The sequence below is a fragment of the Leucobacter edaphi genome, from assembly GCF_016522535.1.
Taxonomy (GTDB): Bacteria; Actinomycetota; Actinomycetes; order Actinomycetales; family Microbacteriaceae; genus Leucobacter; species Leucobacter edaphi.
Window position 1 is genome coordinate 72,871 of the sequence record NZ_JAEHOI010000006.1, and the last position, 16,934, is coordinate 89,804.

A 16,934-nucleotide genomic window follows, 5' to 3' on the forward strand; every position below is an offset into this window, starting at 1 on the left:
AGTCCCATGTCGGACCTCACCGCACCCGCCGCTTCCGCACCCGCCGCTCTCACTCCCGCCGCCTCGGCGATCGAACTCGTCGTGCTCGACATGGCCGGAACGACCGTCCGCGATGACGGCGTCGTGGAGCGCGCCTTCGCGCGGGCCAACGAGCGTACCGGCGTCGCCGCGCGCATGCCGTGGGAGGAAGCACTCGCGTACGTCCGCGACACCATGGGCCGATCGAAGCTCGACGTCTTCACCCACCTCTCGGGCGGGGATACGGAGCTCGCCGCCCGTGCCGCCGACGCCTTCGAGATCGCCTACGCCGAGATCGCCGCAGAGGACGGCGTCGAGGCGATCCCCGGCGCGGCCGAGCTCATTTCCACGCTCCGCGACTCCGGCCTGAAAGTTGCTCTGACCACGGGTTTCGCCCCCAAGACCCGCGACGCGATCCTCGCGGCCCTGGGCTGGGAGGAGCTCGTGGACGTCGCCCTGTCCCCCGTCGACGCCGGCCGCGGACGGCCCGCGCCCGATCTGGTCCTGACCGCGCTCCTGCGCACGGGAGCCACCGCGGTCGAGAACGTCGCCGTGTTCGGCGACACGGTCAGTGACGTGGCTTCCGGCCGTCGTGCCGGCGCCGGGCTCGTCGGGGCCGTGCTCACCGGTGCGCATGACCGGGCCACGCTCGAGGGCGCGGGCGCCGACCTGATCCTCGACGACATCACCGGCCTGCGCGAGGTCCTGCTCCCGCAGGCGGCACAGGCGCGGTAGTGCCGGGCGCGCACGCCGCGTCCGCCGGGGTCGGGCAGGATCGGGATCAGCAGTCGGCGACGGTCATGCTGTTCCGTGGCCCCGGCCTCCCGCACGCTCCCCGCACCGTGCGGCTCCCCTCGCCCGCGGGGGACGAGGCCCTCGTGGCGATCGAGCTCGCGACCGTCTGCGGTTCCGACGTCCACACGAGCCTCGGGCACCGGGTCGAGCCGACGCCGCTCGTGCTCGGTCACGAGGCGGTCGGCCGGATCGTCGCGCTCGGCGATCCCGCGCCGCGCTACAGCGACGGACGGCCCGCCGAAGTGGGCGATCGGGTCGTCTGGTCCCTCGCGGTTCGCTGCGGATCGTGCGATCGCTGCGCGCGGGGCATTCCCCAGAAGTGCCGGTCGCTCCGCAAGTTCGGGCACGAGCGGTTCCAGCGGGCGTGGGAGCTCTCCGGGATGTTTGCCACGCACGCGCTGCTTCCCGCCGGGTCCGCGATCATTCCCGTGCCGATCGACGTTCCGTCTTCGGTACTCGCCCCGGCCGGATGCGGAATCGCCACGGCGAGGGCCGGGCTCCGAGCGGCAGAGCGCGTGGTCGGCCTCGACGGCGCGTCCGTGCTCGTCACGGGCGGCGGCCTCATCGGGCTCGCCGCCTGCGCGATGGCGAGCGAGCGCGGAGCCGTCGTCACGCTGAGCGATCCGGCCCCAGGGCGGCGATCGCTCGGCCTCGATTTCGGCGCCACCCGGGTCGAGGACCCTGGTGACCGCGATCCCGCTGCCGAGTACGACGTCGTGATCGACGCGTCGGGGGCGGGTTCCGCGCTCGCGGCCGGTCTCGACGCGCTCGCGGTCGGAGGGGCGGCCGTGTGGATCGGGAGCGTCTTCCCGAGCGCGCCACTCCCGGTCGCGGCCGAGCGGGTGGTCAGGGGGCTGGCCACGATCACCGGGGTCCACAACTACGCCCCGATCGATCTCGAGGACTCCGTCGCGTTCCTGCGGCGGTCGTGGTCCCGGTTCCCCTTCGCGGAGCTCGTCGGAGCGAGGTTCCCGCTGGACGATCTGGATTCCGCGCTGGCGCGTGCCGCGGAGCAGCGCGAGGTCCGCGTCGGCGTCGTTCCCGGGTAGCCGCCCGCGGCGATTCTGCGCCCTCGTAAGCGCGGGCGTCGCACGCCGGTTTCGGCGCCGCGAGCGCCCGGGTAGCCCGGAGAAAAACGCGGGTGAACGATCCAAGAACTTTCGCTACATATGTCGCTTAATGTCCCGATCAGCCGCCACTATCGAAACAGAGCGCGGTCGCGGGCGGCTCCTCACGAAGGAATACACCTCCCCGCCGCGCCGGTCTTTCAACTCACCAAATAGAGACATCCCCCCAACCCCGATCAGGAGAATCGCACACTCATGTTCAGAACCACACGCACCAGCCGGCTGACCGGCAGGCGACGAGGAGTGCTCGCCGGCGGCGCCATCCTCGCCATCGCCGGAGGACTGCTCGCGGTCCCCGGAACGCCCGCACCGGCGAGCGCCGCACCCGTGGAGTTCGTCGAGAATTTCGACGGAGCACCGGCCGCAGATCAGGCCCCGGGCGACTGGACCGTTGAGCACACCAACACCGCGGGAATGAAGCCGGGCTGGCAGGGCTGGAGCTTCCACTCGACCGACGAGATCGTTGCCACCTGGGACGGCGCGGGCGATCGCTCGAGCTTCTCCAAGGGCACGGGCCTCGTCGCGGTCGTGGAATCCGACAAGAACAGGCCCACCACCGGCAACTTCGACTCGACCCTGTGGTCGCCGCAGGTGCAGCTCTCCAGCTCGGCGAGAGCCGTCGAGATCGGCTTCGACAGCCACTACAAGCAGGGCCAGGCCCCGCAGAACGCCCGCCTGGTCGCCCGCTTCGACGGCGGAGACGCGAAGACGGTGCAGAACTTCGCGGCGAACCGACTCAACGAGTCGGCCAAGTTCACGGTCGACGTTCCCGCAGGAGCGAAGACCGTGCAGTTCGGCTGGAGCTACCTGCAGAGCTCCAACAACTGGTTCTGGATGATCGACAACGTGCGCGCCGTCGAGGCCGCACCCGCCGCGGTCACGCCCGTGCTCGAGTCGGCGCGCAAGCCCGTCGCCCCGGCCGGCGGCGCGGCCAGGATCGAACTCAGCGGTCTGCGCGCCGGGCAGCAGCTCAGCGCGTCCGTCGGGGCCGGAAGCGCCGCGCACACGGTTCCCGTGCCCGCGGCGAACGCGGACGGCCGCGCCGCCTTCGACGTGGCAATCCCCGCGGACCAGGCTCCGGGAGTGATCCCCGTCCGCATCTCGGGCCCTGACGCCAACCCGCTCGACCTCGGAATCACCGTCCTGGCGGGGAAGCAGCCCGCGTATCACTCGTCCGAACAGCAGTTCTGGCACAGCGGCTTCGAGGGCGGCCCCGCGCAGGGCGAGTGGAAGTCGACGGGGGCCTCGGCCTGGGAGATGATCGACCGAGCCGCATCGCTCGAGAAGTACGGCACCGACCGCCGCCACGCCTTCACGCGGGCGTCGGGCACCATGGCCGTTGCGGAGTCGAGCAAGGCGGCCTTCGACGGCGCGCTCAGCTCCCCCGCGATCCCCGTGACGGGCGCCACGGGCGGCCCGCTCGAGCTGCGGCTCGACAGCCACCTCCTCCGCCGCGGGGATGGCGCGACGTCGGCGAAGATCACGGCGATCTACGACACGGGTGCGCGCGCAGAGCTCGCAGCCTACGGCGCGGAGGATCGCGAGTCCGAGCAGCTCAGGATTCCCCTCGACATCCCCTCCGGCGCCAAGACGGTGACGCTCGAGTTCGCGTTCACCGCACCGCAGGGATCCGGATCCTGGCGGATCGACGACGTCGAGCTCGTCCGCCCGCTCGCCCCGCTCGCCGAGGCGGCGCAGCCGAGCGCCGTCGTGGACGTGTTCAGCGACGTGCAGGGGTCGAACCTCCGCCTGCAGAGCCAGGTGCTCCCCGGGCTTCGGGCCCTGCAGCCGGCGGCCAAGACCGTCGTCGCGAACGGTGACCTGACGAGCCAGGGGACGGACTTCCAGTACACGAACTACTTCAACGCCTTCAATCGCGGGGGAGGAGATCAGTACCCGACGAAGATCTCGACGATCGGCAACCACGAGTTCTTCGGCGCGAACGGCTCGGAGACCTACATCTCCCGCTTCCTCGACCGCACCGGCATGCGCGCGCTCGGAGCGGAGGGCGCGGATCCCGCGCACGCGGGACTCTGGGGCGAGGTGCTCGTGGACGGCCAGCTCCCGGTCCTGTGGATCGGCAGCGAGCACCACGACTATCCCTCGCACGTCGGCAGCGGTCCCTTCGTGGAGATGAGCGACCAGCAGTTCACCTGGCTGCAGGGCCGCCTCGCCCACTGGCGCGAGCAGAACACCCCGGTTGTTCTCTTCTCGCACCACGTCTTCAACGACTCGGTCTCGGGCACGTATGCCCGCTTCTATCAGGGAGACTTCTCCTCGGACACGGCGCGCCTCGAGGGTCTGCTCGCGCAGAATCCGAACGTCACGGTGCTCACCAGCCACACCCATTGGGCTCCCGAGCTCAACGACTGGAGCGTTGAGCAGCGCTTCGATCCCGCGGCGAAGCACGGGCCGACGATCGTGAACACGGCGGCCGTCACCACCCAGTACGGCCCCGTCGGCGACTGGGAGGAGGGTCCGGTGGCGGGCGCCGATCCCGTCGGCCTGCGCGTCGGACTGTACGAGGATCGACTCCGCGTGACCGCGTACGCCTTCGGCGCCGGAGGCGCCGCCAAGGAGGTCAAGCACATCGACGTCCCGCGTCCCGGCGAGGCGCCGGTCGATCCGGAGCCGCAGCCGGAGCCCGCGGTTTCCCTCGGCGCGACCTCCGTCGCTCAGGGCGGCGAGCTCGCGGTGACGGGCACCGGGTTCCAGGCCGATGAGCAGCTGACGGTCACCCTGGCGCCGGCCGGCGGCTCCGGCGACTCCGCCGACCCCGCGAGCGCGGACGGAGCGCCCGCCGCCCGGTCCGCGCGCGCCGCAGCACCGGCCGCATCGCCGGTCACCGCTGAGACTCGGGCCACCGCGAACGCCGACGGGGCGTTCCGCGCCACGCTGACCGTGCCGGCCGAGGCGCCGGCGGGCGCCTACGAGGTCACCGTCCGTCGCGCGGACGGCACCACGGTCGCTCCGCTCGCGTTCGCGGTCACCGCGTCCGGCACGGGCCCGGGAGAGGGTCCCGGCGGCACCCCGTCCCCCGAGAATGGCGGTGACGCTGGCGCGGGGACCGATCCGGCGCCCGGATCGCCCGCTGCGGGTGAGAAAGTCCCGGCCAAGACGGGCGGCGGGCTCGCCACGACCGGCGGCCCCGTTCTCGTGACCGCCGCGCTGCTCGCGGCACTGGCCGCGGCCGCGGGCGGGGTCGTGCTGCTGCGCCGACGCGCCGCGTAGCCGCTCCTCGAAGCGTTGGGCCCGAGCCGGATTCGGCTCGGGCCCAACGTCGTTTTCCGGGGCCTCAGCGGGCCCGGCGCACCGGTCGATCCGGGCCAAAAGTCTCCTCCGGCCGAGGCGAACGGAATGGAAACGGCAGGGGATCCAGCCCGGGATTGCGTGAACAACACCGGAATATTCAGCCGCGGCATACGCCCCAGGACAGTGATCCCACCAGGATCGAATCGGCACGCGTCGCGGGTGCCCACAGCAATATCGCGCCACCCCTCACGCGGCACTGCTCGTCACCGGGCATTTTCATTGTTCACGTGTCTCACCCCCCCCCAAGGAGACGAATTGCACATGTCCACAAGGCCACCGAACCCCAGAAACACCCGCCTGCGCGGCGGCGTTCTCGCCGGAGGCGCCGTCCTCGCGATCACCGGCGGGCTGCTCGCCGTCCCGATCGACGCGACCCCCGCCAACGCTGCCGAGCCCACCGGCTACGCGTCCACCGAGCCGCAGCTCTGGCACAGCGGCTTCGAGCAGCAGAACCCGCCAGCACCGGCAGAATGGACGTCCGCCGGCACCTCGGCGTGGGAGTTCCTGGACCTCGCGGGATCGCTCGAGAAGTACGGAACCGACCGCCGTCAGGCGTTCTCCCGCGCCTCGGGCACCTTCGCGGTCGCGGAAACCAACGATCACGCCTTCAGCGGCACGCTCACCTCGCAGCCGATCTCGCTCGCCGCGGGCGAGGGCGGCCCCGTCGAGCTGCGCCTCGACAGCCACTTCCTCCGCCGGGGCAACGGCCCCACCACCGCGAAGATCACCGCGGCGTTCGACGGCGGAACGCCCACCGAGCTCGTCTCCCTCGGCACGACGGATCGCGAGTCGGAGCAGCTGCGACTCCCGCTGCAGGCCCCCACCGGCGCGAAGAACGTGACGCTCGAGTTCACGTATGTCGCACCGGAGGGCGCCGGCTCCTGGCGGGTCGACGACGTCGAGCTCGTGCGCCCGCTCGCCCCGCTCGCCGAGGCGGCCCAGCCGAGCGCCGTGGTCGACGTGTTCAGCGACGTGCAGGGCGCCAACGCGAACGTGCGCATGCGCGACCAGGTGATTCCCGGCCTGCGCGCCCTGAAGCCCGCCGCGAAGACGATCGTCACGAACGGCGACCTGACCCCGCTCGGCGCCGACAGCGAGTTCACGGCCTACTACGACGCCTACAACGCCGCGGTCGGCGACCAGTACAAGACGAAGATCTCGACGATCGGCAACCACGAGTTCTACGGTCCCGACGGCGCCGAGACCGCGATCACGCGCTTCCTCGACCGCACGAACATGCGCAGCCTCGCGGTTCCCGGGTCCAACCCCGCGCACGGTGGCCTGTGGGGCGAGACGCTCGTCGACGGCAAGCTCCCCGTGCTCTGGATCGGCAGCGAGTTCTACAACTTCGGCGCGGAGCTCGGCGGCGGCCCGTTCGTGAAGCTCTCCGACGAGCAGTTCTCCTGGCTGCAGGGACGCCTGGCTCACTGGAGCGAGCGGAAGACCCCCGTCCTCCTGTTCACCCACCACGTGCTGTCCAACTCGGTTTCCGGCACGCACGAGTCGTTCTACCAGGGCGAGTTCGGCGCGGACGAGGCGCGCTACCGCGAACTCCTCGGGCAGCACCCGAACGTCACCCTCTTCAACAGCCACACGCACTCCTCGCCCGGCCTCGGCGACTGGAGCGTCGAGCAGCGCTTCACGCCCACCGCGAAGCACGGGCCGACGATCGTCAACACCGTCTCCGTCAACGACGAGTACGGTCCGCTCGGCGACTGGGGCGCGGCCCCGATCGCCAACACGGGATCCGTGGGCCTGCGTGTCGGCCTCTACGACGATCGCGTCCGCGTCACCGCCTACCGCTTCGCAACGGGCGGGGCTGCGACGCAGGTCAACCAGATCGACATCGCGCGCCCGGCACAGGGGAAGGATCCCGAGCCGCAGCCCGAAGCGAAGATCGCGCTTAAGTCCGGCTCCGTCGCGCAGGGCGGGACCGCCGCGGTCTCCGGCACGAACTTCGCGCCGAACGAGCCGCTGACGCTCGAGCTCCGCGCGGGAACGGGCGCCGCGGCCGACGCGGCACCGGCTGGCCCGGGCGAGACGCCCGCTCCGACGCAGGCTCCGGCACAGGCTCCGGCGCCGACGCAGGCTCCGGCTCCGGCTCCGGCACCGAGTCCGCAGGCTCCCGCGCAGCCCGGGTCGCAGACGAAGCCGCAGGCGCCGAGCACGCCGCAGGGCGCGCCCCAGGCCGACGCCCCGACCGCGAAGGCGGCGGCCCCGCAGAGGCTCACCGCCGACGCGGCGGGATCCTTCGCCGCGACGCTGAGCGTCCCGAAGGACACGCCGGTCGGCGCGCACACCGTGGTGGTCCGGCGGGCCGACGGAGGCGAGCTCTCCCTCCCGCTGCAGGTGACGGCAGCCGCTGAGCCCGGCGGCGGCGGCAACGGCGGCGGCACGGGCGGCGGCGGGACCGGAACCGGCGGCGGTACCAGCGCCGGCACGGAACCGTGGTCCGGGGAGGAAGCGGACGCCGCTTCCGGTTCCGGCGCACCAGGACGCCAGGCATCCGCGGCGGGGAAGAACGGCGGCGCCTCGGCCCTCGCCCGGACCGGCGGTCAGGAACTCCTGATCCCGGGCATCATCGCCGCAATCGGCGTTGTCGCGGGCGGGATCCTGCTCGCGCGTCGTCGTCGGGCGTAGCACCCCAGCCAAGCGGGAGCGGGGCACGACCGGTCAGGGTCGTGCCCCGCTTTCGCGTCTCCACCGCGGCGGAACCGATCGCGACACGTGGCCGCTCGACACCACCGATCCGCGGCTGCGTGTCGCCGCACTCTCTGCTACGTTAGGTGCATGCACACACAGTTGCTTCGGAAAGGGGACTCATGGCCGACGACCTGACGGGCGCCTGGACCCGAGTGGCTGCGTTCGCATCCGCCTTCGACGCGAACCTCGATCGCTGGCTCAGTGAGCACTTCAACCTCGGACTCACCGAGTACTGGGCGCTGAACTTCATGGAGCAGGCCCCTGATCGCGAACTTCGCATCGCTGCGCTCGCCCAGAACGTCGGACTCACCTCGACTTCCACCACCAGACTCGTGAGCCGCCTCGAGGCGAAGGGGCTCGCGCGCCGGGACGTCTGCATGGAAGACGGGCGCGGCGTCTACGCCGTCATCGACGATTCCGGCGCCGCGCTGCTCCGCGAGGCGCGCGATCCCTTCGAGGCTCGCGTACGAGACCTGCTGGGGAATCCGCAGTCGCATTTCCCCCACCTCAACACGCTGGCCCTTCGCGCGGCGTTCACTCAGACCGGCGACGCCCTCCAGCCCTAATCACTCGCCACCGGACCAGGAGCTCGCCGCACGATCCCCCGCCTCGATCCCCACACACATATAGGTGCATGTACACACAAATACATCGCACACCGAGTCCATCACCGATCCCCCTTCCCCATTGACCCTGCGCCGCGCGCAGAAAGGAACCCAAAATGCACTGGATCAGTCTCGCAATCGCAGTCCTCTGCGAGGTCGCCGTCGGAATCTCCGCTGGCAAAGCCCACGGATTCACTCGCCTCTGGTGGACCGTCGCCACGCTGATCAGCGGCGCAATCGCCACGGTATTCCTCAGCTTCGCGCTGCTGACCTTCGACGTCGGAGTCGGCTACGCGCTGTGGACGTCACTCGCCGGAGTGGGAATCGTCATCGCCGGGGCCCTCTTCCTCGACCAGAAACTGACGTGGCCGAAACTGCTCGGGATCATCGTGATCATCGGCGGTGTCATCGGCCTCAACCTTGCCGGAAACGCCTGAGCCCCCAGACGAACGAGAGAAAACGCATCATGAATACACCGTCCACTGCCACGTCAACGCCTCCCAGCCGCGAGGACCGCTCGCGCCCCAACACCCGCTCCTGGCTCGCCCTCCTCGCCGCCGGCGTGTTCGAGGTCGGCTACGCGCTCAGCGTCAACGGGAGCCGAGGCTTCACGGAACCCGTGTGGTCATCGATCGCCGTGGTGTTCTTCCTCTTCACGCTGCTCTTCCTGAGCATCGCCCTGCGGCGGATCGCTGTAGGGATCGGTTACGCGATCTGGGCCGGAATCGGCGCCGTCGGCGCCGCAGCGCTCGGTCCCGTCTTCTTCGATGAAACCCTCACGCCGGCCCAGATCGCCTGGCTCGCGCTCATCATCGCGGGTGTGATCTGGCTCAAGCTCGCCGACAGCCCCCGACGGGGCTCGGCAGCGAGCAAGGACTCAGCACCGGCCTGATCCGAGCGTTCGGGCGCTCGACCCCTCCTGCGCCCGAACGCTACCGGCGCGCCCTGCTCACGCCGCGCTCGTCGCGCTTCGCCTGCGCCGCGAGCATCGCGTTGTACTCCTCGAGCTCGGTGTCGCCGAGCCGATCCGCGGCGCGATCCTTGCGCTTCTGCTCCCGGTCATCGCTGCGCGACCACTGCACGGCCACGATGAGCGCGAGCGCGAGCGTCGGCAACTCGCCGATGCCCCACGCGATCCCGCCTCCGATCGACTGATCCTCGAGCGGCGACGGACCCCAGGTGCGCCCCATCGCCCCGTACCAATCTGCCAGCATGAGGCCGTCGCCCGTCATGAGCGTGACGCCGAAGAACGCGTGCGAGGCCATCGTCGCGAAGAGGGTGACGATGCGCAACGGATACGGGAAGCGGTACGGCACCGGATCGATGCCGATCATCGACAGGCTGAACAGGTACCCCGAGATCAGGAAGTGAATGATCATCCACTGGTGGCCGAGATGCTCGGATGCTGCCCAGCGCGCGATCGGCGTGAAGTAGAAGATCCACAGCGATCCCGCAAACACGACGGCGGCAACCGCCGGGTGCGTAATGACCTTCGAGTAGGGGGTGTGCACGGCCCACTGGATCCACTCGCGTCCGCCCCAGGATCCGTCCGTCCGCTTCTCCACCGCGCGCAGCGCGAGGGTCATGGGGGCGCCGAGCACGAGCACGAGCGGGATGAGCATCGTCAGCAGCATGTGGGCGATCATGTGCACGCTGAACATGTACTGCTCGTAGGCGTTGGGGGCGCCGTTCGTCGTGTAGAACAGGAAACCGAGTCCGAGCAGCCACGCGATCGTGCGCCCGACCGGCCACTTGTCGCCGCGGCGAGCGAGCCGGATCACGCCGGCGAGGTACAGGGCGGCGCCGAACGCGCACACGAGGCCCCAGGCCAGATCGAACTTCCACTCGGTGATGTAGCTCAGCGGCGTGAGCGGGGCCGGCAGCGGATCGCCCGTCAGCCACTCCGCCGGGCTGATCTTGCCGCCGCCGTCGCGCGCGGGTTCGAGCACCACGGGCGTCGCGGTGCGGCCGAGCGCGCCGGCCGTGCCGCTCGCGATACCCATCACCACGAGCTCGGCGATCACGAACCAGGCGAAGGCGCGCGCGCCGCGCTCGGCGTCAGCGATCCGCGGGATCAACCGCATCCGCTGGAACGCGCCGAACGCCCCGAGGGCGATCAACGCGACGGTCTTGATGATGACAAGGAGCCCATACCCCGTCCCGAAGAGGGCATCCAGGCTCCCGATCCGGAGCCACGCACTCACCACGCCCGACGCCGCGACCCCGATGAACGCGAGCAGCGCGAGCGACGAATAGCGGGAGACGAGCAGCGAGAGCCGCGCGCGATCCACCGTGCGGGCGATGAAAATGAGCGTGAGCAGCCCGCCCAGCCAGACCGCCGCCCCGATCAGGTGCACGAGCAGCGAGTTCACCGCCTGGCCGTGCCCCGAGGCGCCGGCCGCGTGGCCCTGCTGGGCGAGGGGGAGCGTCGTGGTGAGCGCCGCGACGAGCACGAGCAGTGTGAGCCTGCGCCCTCGGATCGCGAACGCCAGCACCGTGGTGATCGCGGCGAGCAGCAGCTCGAACAGCCACAGCTGACCCAGCTCGATCTCCGTGACGAACTGGGCAAAACCCGCGCCGAACGAGGCGTCACCTGAGAACGGGAGACCCGAAACGTCCGTGTAGGTGAAGATCAGCGTCGCCGCGCTCGCAACGGTGAGCACGGCGGCAGAGCCCGCGGCCAGATCCATCGCGACGCGGGTCTCCGGCCGATCGCTCGCGAACGCCCAGACACTCATCACGACCGAGCCGATCAGACCGGCCATCGCGACGTTCACGAGCGTGCGCCCGATCGGCAGGCCGATCCGGACGACCGCGCCGGGGTCGGCAAGCGTGCGCGGGGCGGCCGCGCCGCCGATCATGAGGCCGATGATCAGGGCCGCGAGGGTCGCCGCGAGCAGCACGGCAGGAGCGAGCACACGCAGGAATCTGGGCACCCCTCTACCCTACGGCCTCCCCGCTGAGGGCTCGGTCACCACGGAAACCGCAGCCCGGACACACAAAGAACCCCCGACGCGAGCGCGCCAGGGGTTCCGTGCGATGCGAGAAGAGTTACTTCACAGCAGCCTTGAGCTTCGAGCCGACCGACACCTTGACGCGCTTGCCAGCGGGGATGTTGATGGTCTCGCCCGTGCGGGGGTTGCGGCCGGTGCGTGCAGCGGTGGTCGCGGTCTCGAAGGAGATCCAGCCCGGGATCGAAACCTTCTCGCCAGCGGCAACGGTCTCGGAGACGGCGGCGAAGAGGCCGTCGATCACGTTCGAAACAGCGGCCTGGCTCTGGCCGGTCTCCGCGGCGATCTTCGCAACGAGCTCAGTCTTGTTGAGTGCCATGTTGTGTCCTTCCAGGGCAGTGACGGTTTCGTCGGTCCGGCCCCTGATCGAGTTCAGGTATCCCCCGGGTTTGGAGGATCCGATCGGTTGATCGGTATGAATCTACCCCACTTCCGCGGAATTCTGCGGAATTCTGAACGGCAATGCGCCTCGGCGTGTCAGAAAAAGCCTGATCGCGATCGTTTCCGTAACTGAAGGGCTCGTTTTTTGCCGGGGAGAGGGGCCGGGGAACAGGCGATTCTCCGCGCCACTTGATAGGTTTGTCGGACAATGACGGAACTCGCCGATATCTCACTGCACCGCGTCAGCACCGCGGAGGCGGTCGCCGACGCGCTCGTCGGCCTCATCGTGTCGGGCACGCTCCGCGCGGGCGAACCGCTCCGCGAAAGCAGCCTCGCCACGAAGCTCGGCATCTCCCGCAACTCGCTCCGCGAGGCGATCCGTCTCCTCGAACGCAGCCGGCTCGTGAAATACGAGATCCACCGCGGCGCGATCGTGAGCACCCCGACTCTCACCGACCTCGAGGACCTCTACCGCACCCGCCGCCAGCTCGAACTCGCCGGCGTGCTGCAGGAGCCGAGCGAGGAACAGCTCGCGGCGATCACGGCCGCGTTCACGGAGCTCCAGAACACGGCGACCCACCAGGTCGCGGAGCCGATCGTCGCCGCGGATCTCGCCCTGCACCAGGCCATCGTCGACCTGCTCGGCAGCGAACGACTCAGCTCCTTCTACCGCCAGATCTGCAAGGAACTCGTCTTCTACTTCACCGTGCTCTCCTACACGGACGAGGAATACATCGACCCCGAGATCTCGATCGTCAGCCGCCACCAGGGCATCTACGACGCGATCATCTCAGGCGACCGCGAGCTCGCCCACGCGCTGCTCGAACAGCACATCGAGGAGAACCACGCCCGCCTGCGCGAGATCCTCACCAACCGGCTCGAGGCGGAGCAGGAGTAACGGCCGCGGCCTCGGTCCGGGGCCTTTAGCGGCCTCGGCCGCGTTCGGTCCGGGGCCTTTAGCGGCTTCGGCCGCGTTCGGTAGCGGCCTCGCCCGCGGGCCGGTCCTCGCCCGCCCAACCCGCCAGGAACTTAACCGTTCAATTTCTAAGCGATGTGCGTTTAATAAGTCCGAAATCGCGTTTTTCGACTTATTAAACGCACATCGCTTAGTTATTGCACGCCGCGAGGCCGCCGGGTCGGATCCGGGGGCGGGACGGCAGCGCGACCGGGCGGCAGCGCGCCCGCGCGCGGCTACCCCTCCGCGAGCGCCTCGTCGAGGATGCTCAGCGCCTCGTCGATGAGCTCGTCCGAGATGTTGAGCGCCGGCAGCAGCCGCAGCACGTGCCCGTCGCTGCCGCCCGCCATCACGAGCAGCCCCCGGTCCGCTGCGGCCTTCGACACCCGCTTGAACGCGCCAGGGTTCGGGTTGCCGTCGGCGTCGACGAGTTCGACGCCGTGCAGCGCCCCGAGCCCGCGGACGTCCCCGACGATCGCGTGCCGCTCCTTGAGCTCGGCGAGCCCGGCCTGCAGCCGCTCGCCGATCTCGAGGGTGCGCTCCAGGAAGCCGGGCTCGCGCAGCTGGCGCAGCACCTCCACGGCCGCGGCGCACCCGACGGGGTTGCCGCTGAAAGTCCCGCTCAGGCCACCGGCCGGGATCGCGTCCATGATCTCGGCGCGGCCGGTGACCGCTGAGACGGGGAAGCCGCCCGCGATCGCCTTCGCGGTCACCACGAGGTCCGGGACGAAGCCGAAGTGCTCGCTCGCGTACAGCTTGCCCGTGCGCCCGAGGCCGGTCTGGATTTCGTCGGCGATGACGACGATGCCGTGCTCGTTGCACCAGGCCTGCAGCGTTTCGAGGTAGCCGGGGGCGGGGATCGTGATCCCGCCCTCGCCCTGAATCGGCTCGATCACGAGGCACGCGAGGTTCTCCGCGCCGGAGATTTTCTCGAGCTGGGCGATGCCGCGGCGGGCTGCCTCGGCGCCGTCGAGGCCGTCGCGGAACGGGTAGGAGTTGTTGATGCGGTAGATCTCGCCGGGTCGGGGGCCGACGCCTGCCGAGTAGGGCTGCGCCTTGTAGTTCATCCCGAGGGTGAGGTTGGTGCGGCCGTGGTAGCCGTGTTCGACGACCGCGATCCCGTTGCGCCGCGTGTATGAGCGGGCGATTTTCACCGCGTTCTCGATCGCCTCGGCGCCCGTGGAGGAGAGCACCGATTTCTTCGGAAAGTCGCCCGGGGTGATCTCGGTGAGGAGCTTGGCAACCTCGACGTAGCTCTCGTACGGGGTGATCGTGAACAGGGTGTGCGTGTACTTCCTCGTCTGCTCGATGGCCGCGTCGACCACGGCCTCGTTGCCGTGGCCGAGGGAGATCACCCCGATCCCGCAGCCGAAGTCGATGAATTCGTTGCCGTCGACATCGGTGAGGATCGAGCCCTCGGCGTGGTCGATGTAGACGGGGAGCAGCGTCGACACCGACGCCGACACGTAGGCAGAGCGCTGCTCGTTGATCTCGCGGGATCGCGGCCCAGGCACCTCGGTGCTGGTCCGCGCCTTGAACGTGGTCTTGGTCATTGATTCTCCTTCGATGTGCGTCGCCGATTGGCTGGTGATCAGGCGGTCTCTCGCCGCGAGATGTTGTAGAAGCGGATCTCCTGGTATTCCTCGAGGCCTTCGCCGCTGCCCTCGCGGCCGAGCCCGGACTGCTTCAGGCCACCGAACGGGGCGGCGGGGTTCGAGGGGACGCCGTTGTTGATCCCGACGAGGCCGGCTTCGAGGGCGTCCGCGACGTTGAGCGCTCGGTCGAGGTTTTCGGTGCAGACGTAGCTGGCGAGCCCGAACGGGGTGTCGTTCGCCGCGGCGAGGACCTCCTCCTGGGTGCGGAAGCGGCTGATCGCGGCGATGGGGCCGAAGATCTCGGTGCGTGCGATGTCGGCCACAGCAGGCACCCGGTCGAGCACGGTCGCCTCGAAGAAGTAGCCGGCGCCCTCGGGGGCGCTGCCTCCGGTGCGGAGTTCGGCGCCGAGTTCGACGGCCTGATCGACGAGGCGGGTGAAGTTCTCGACGGCGGCGCGGTTGATCACGGGGCCGAGCCCCGCGCCCTCGGCGATGCCGTGGCCGAGGGTGACGGCCGCCATGCGCTCGGTGAATCCCTCGACGAACGCGTCGGCGATACCCTCCTGCACGTAGTAGCGGTTCGCGGCGATGCACGACTGGCCGCCGTTGCGCAGCTTCGCCTGCACGGCGTTCTCGACGGCGCGCTCCAGGTCCGCGTCGTCGAAGACGATGAACGGGGCGTTGCCTCCGAGCTCCATCGAGCTCTTGACCACGTTCTTCGCCGCGAGTCCGAGGAGGGTCGATCCGACGCCGGTGGAGCCCGTGAAGGACAGCTTCCGCACCCGCGGATCAGCGAGTACGGCCTCGCTGAACGCCCCCGAGTCCTTGGTGGTGACGACGCGCATGAGTTCCCCTGGCACGCCGGCCCGCTCCATCAGCTTGACCGTCAGCATCGTGGTGAGCGGGGTGAGGCTGGCGGGCTTGATCACGGCGCCGCAGCCGGCGGCGAGCGCCGGCGCGATCTTGCGTGTGATCATCGCCATCGGGAAGTTCCAGGGCGCGATGAGCACGGCGAGGCCGATCGGCGAGCGCTTGGTGAGGATCGTCGATCCGCCTGCGGGGTTCTCCCGGTAGTTGCCTGCCGGGCGGAGCAGCTCGTCCGCGTACCAGCGCACGTAGTCGGCCGCGTACTGCACCTCGCCGTTCGCCTCTGCGAGGGTCTTGCCCATTTCGCGGCTGATCACGAAGGCGAGGCGGTCCCGTTCGGCGATCAGGGTGTCGTAGACGAGGTGGAGGACCTCGGAGCGGTGGCGGGGCGTGGTGCGGGCCCAGGCGCGCCCCGCTTCGTCGGCGATGCCGAGCTGTTCCACCGCGTAGGCGGCGTCGCGGTTGGGGAGGGTCGCGATGCGCTCCTCGGTCGCCGGGTCGAGCACGGCGAATTCGTCGGCTCCCGGCTCGTGGTTCACGTGTCCTGGCAGGCTCTTGAGCGCGGCGTCGGAGGCCGCGATGCGCTCCGCTGACGGGGTGAGCAGGGTCATGGATCTTCCTTACCTTCGTGCCTTGGTGCGGGAACGGCGGGTTCGCTTCGGTGCGGCCGGCTGGCCTCAGCCTAACTCATTGTTCCCTTGTCCTACAATCCTTCATTTCGAGAAGATGGCCCGGACGGCGTCCGCCCGGGCCATCGAGACCCGGCTACTTCGCCAGATATCCGCCCTCGACCGGAATCGATGTGCCCGTGAGGTACGCGGCCTCCGGCGAGGCGAGGAACGACACGACCGCTGCGACATCGGCGGGCTCCGCGATCCGGCCCATCGGGATCGCCGCGGCGACTCGCTCCGCTTCGGCTTCCGGATCAGGCAGTCCGTCGAGCCACTCCTGGTAGAGCGGGGTCCGCGTCATGCCGGGCGCGACCGCGTTGACCCGGATCCCATACTGGGCGAGATCGATCGCGGCGGCCCGCGTGAACGCGAGCATGGCGCCCTTCGAGGCGCTGTAGATCCCCATCGTCGGCACCCCGATGCTCGCGAGCCGCGAGGTGATGTTGATGATCGCCCCGCCGTCGCCCTGATCGCGCATCCGCCTGGCCGCGGCGATGAGGAGATTCATCGCGGCGAAGGTGTTCGTCTCGAACGTGGAGCGGATCTCGTCCTCACCCACCTCGAGCAGGTCCCCCGTGTGGTCGATCGCCGCGTTGTTGACGAGCACGTCGAGACGGCCGAACGCCGCGACCGCGTCGGCGACGAGCCGCGAGGCTGCGCCCTCCGCGGTGAGCTCGGCGCGCACGAATCGCACGCGCTCGCCGAGGGACTCCTCGACCTCGCGGCCGCGCTCAGCGCTCCTCCCGCTCACCACGACGCGGAATCCCCGCTCGGCGAGCTGCCTGGCGATTTCCACGCCGATCCCCGATGTCGCACCCGTGACGAGCGCCACCCGTTCCTGCTGCATGTCGTTCCTTTCTCGCGGCGTCGCCGCCGCAGCTGCCCGCCGGGTCG

13 protein-coding genes are annotated in these 16,934 nt (G+C 70.0%); 8 read left to right on the plus strand and 5 right to left on the minus strand.

The genetic code is table 11. The features are described from left to right. Positions 1-6: 6 nt before the first annotated feature. From JD292_RS07345 to JD292_RS07375, 7 genes are all read left to right on the plus strand, one after another. Complete coding sequence (locus JD292_RS07345) at positions 7-753, plus strand: HAD family hydrolase (protein ID WP_200132095.1); 747 nt, start codon at positions 7-9, stop codon at positions 751-753. Beyond that, positions 753-1,862 (plus strand): zinc-binding dehydrogenase, encoded by a 1,110-nt coding sequence (locus JD292_RS07350; RefSeq protein ID WP_369411188.1) that lies wholly within the window; start codon positions 753-755, stop codon positions 1,860-1,862. Before JD292_RS07345 ends, JD292_RS07350 begins: the two co-directional genes overlap by 1 nt. A gap of 273 nt (positions 1,863-2,135) precedes the next feature. Beyond that, complete coding sequence (locus tag JD292_RS07355) at positions 2,136-5,171, plus strand: metallophosphoesterase family protein (protein WP_200132096.1); 3,036 nt, start codon at positions 2,136-2,138, stop codon at positions 5,169-5,171. Between the two features lie 342 nt (positions 5,172-5,513). Then, the gene (locus tag JD292_RS07360) at positions 5,514-7,892 is read left to right on the plus strand and encodes a metallophosphoesterase family protein (protein ID WP_200132097.1); all 2,379 of its coding nucleotides are present in this window, start codon (positions 5,514-5,516) and stop codon (positions 7,890-7,892) included. A 182-nt stretch (positions 7,893-8,074) separates the two neighbouring features. Next, positions 8,075-8,521 carry a MarR family winged helix-turn-helix transcriptional regulator gene (locus JD292_RS07365; protein WP_200132098.1) on the plus strand — a complete coding sequence of 149 codons (447 nt, stop codon included), beginning with the start codon at positions 8,075-8,077 and terminating at the stop codon, positions 8,519-8,521. Positions 8,522-8,676: 155 nt separating this feature from the next. After that, positions 8,677-8,997, plus strand: coding sequence for a DMT family transporter (locus JD292_RS07370; protein ID WP_200132099.1), 321 nt, complete (start codon positions 8,677-8,679; stop codon positions 8,995-8,997). Positions 8,998-9,026: 29 nt separating this feature from the next. Then, positions 9,027-9,452, plus strand: a complete 426-nt coding sequence (locus JD292_RS07375) for a DMT family transporter (protein ID WP_200132100.1) — start codon at positions 9,027-9,029, stop codon at positions 9,450-9,452. Positions 9,453-9,492: 40 nt separating this feature from the next. On the opposite strand, the gene JD292_RS07380 is transcribed toward JD292_RS07375, so the two are convergent. Further along, positions 9,493-11,496, minus strand: coding sequence for a bifunctional copper resistance protein CopD/cytochrome c oxidase assembly protein (locus JD292_RS07380; protein ID WP_200132101.1), 2,004 nt, complete (start codon positions 11,494-11,496; stop codon positions 9,493-9,495). Between the two features lie 115 nt (positions 11,497-11,611). Further along, the gene (locus JD292_RS07385) at positions 11,612-11,890 is read right to left on the minus strand and encodes an HU family DNA-binding protein (RefSeq protein ID WP_130453227.1); all 279 of its coding nucleotides are present in this window, start codon (positions 11,888-11,890) and stop codon (positions 11,612-11,614) included. 270 nt (positions 11,891-12,160) lie between these two features. Here JD292_RS07385 and JD292_RS07390 point away from each other — a divergent pair, with 270 nt between their 5' ends. After that, positions 12,161-12,850, plus strand: coding sequence for a GntR family transcriptional regulator (locus JD292_RS07390; protein ID WP_200132102.1), 690 nt, complete (start codon positions 12,161-12,163; stop codon positions 12,848-12,850). Between the two features lie 293 nt (positions 12,851-13,143). Here the strand turns inward: JD292_RS07390 and JD292_RS07395 are convergent, their stop codons facing one another. The 3 genes from JD292_RS07395 to JD292_RS07405 form a co-directional block, all read right to left on the minus strand. Beyond that, on the minus strand, positions 13,144-14,460 hold the full coding sequence (locus JD292_RS07395) for an aminotransferase class III-fold pyridoxal phosphate-dependent enzyme (RefSeq protein ID WP_200132103.1): 1,317 nt from the start codon (positions 14,458-14,460) through the stop codon (positions 13,144-13,146). A gap of 38 nt (positions 14,461-14,498) precedes the next feature. Next, positions 14,499-15,980, minus strand: coding sequence for an NAD-dependent succinate-semialdehyde dehydrogenase (locus JD292_RS07400; RefSeq protein WP_200132104.1), 1,482 nt, complete (start codon positions 15,978-15,980; stop codon positions 14,499-14,501). Between the two features lie 154 nt (positions 15,981-16,134). After that, a complete protein-coding gene (locus tag JD292_RS07405; protein WP_200132105.1) occupies positions 16,135-16,887 on the minus strand; it encodes an SDR family NAD(P)-dependent oxidoreductase in 753 nt (250 codons plus the stop codon). Positions 16,888-16,934: the final 47 nt, after the last annotated feature.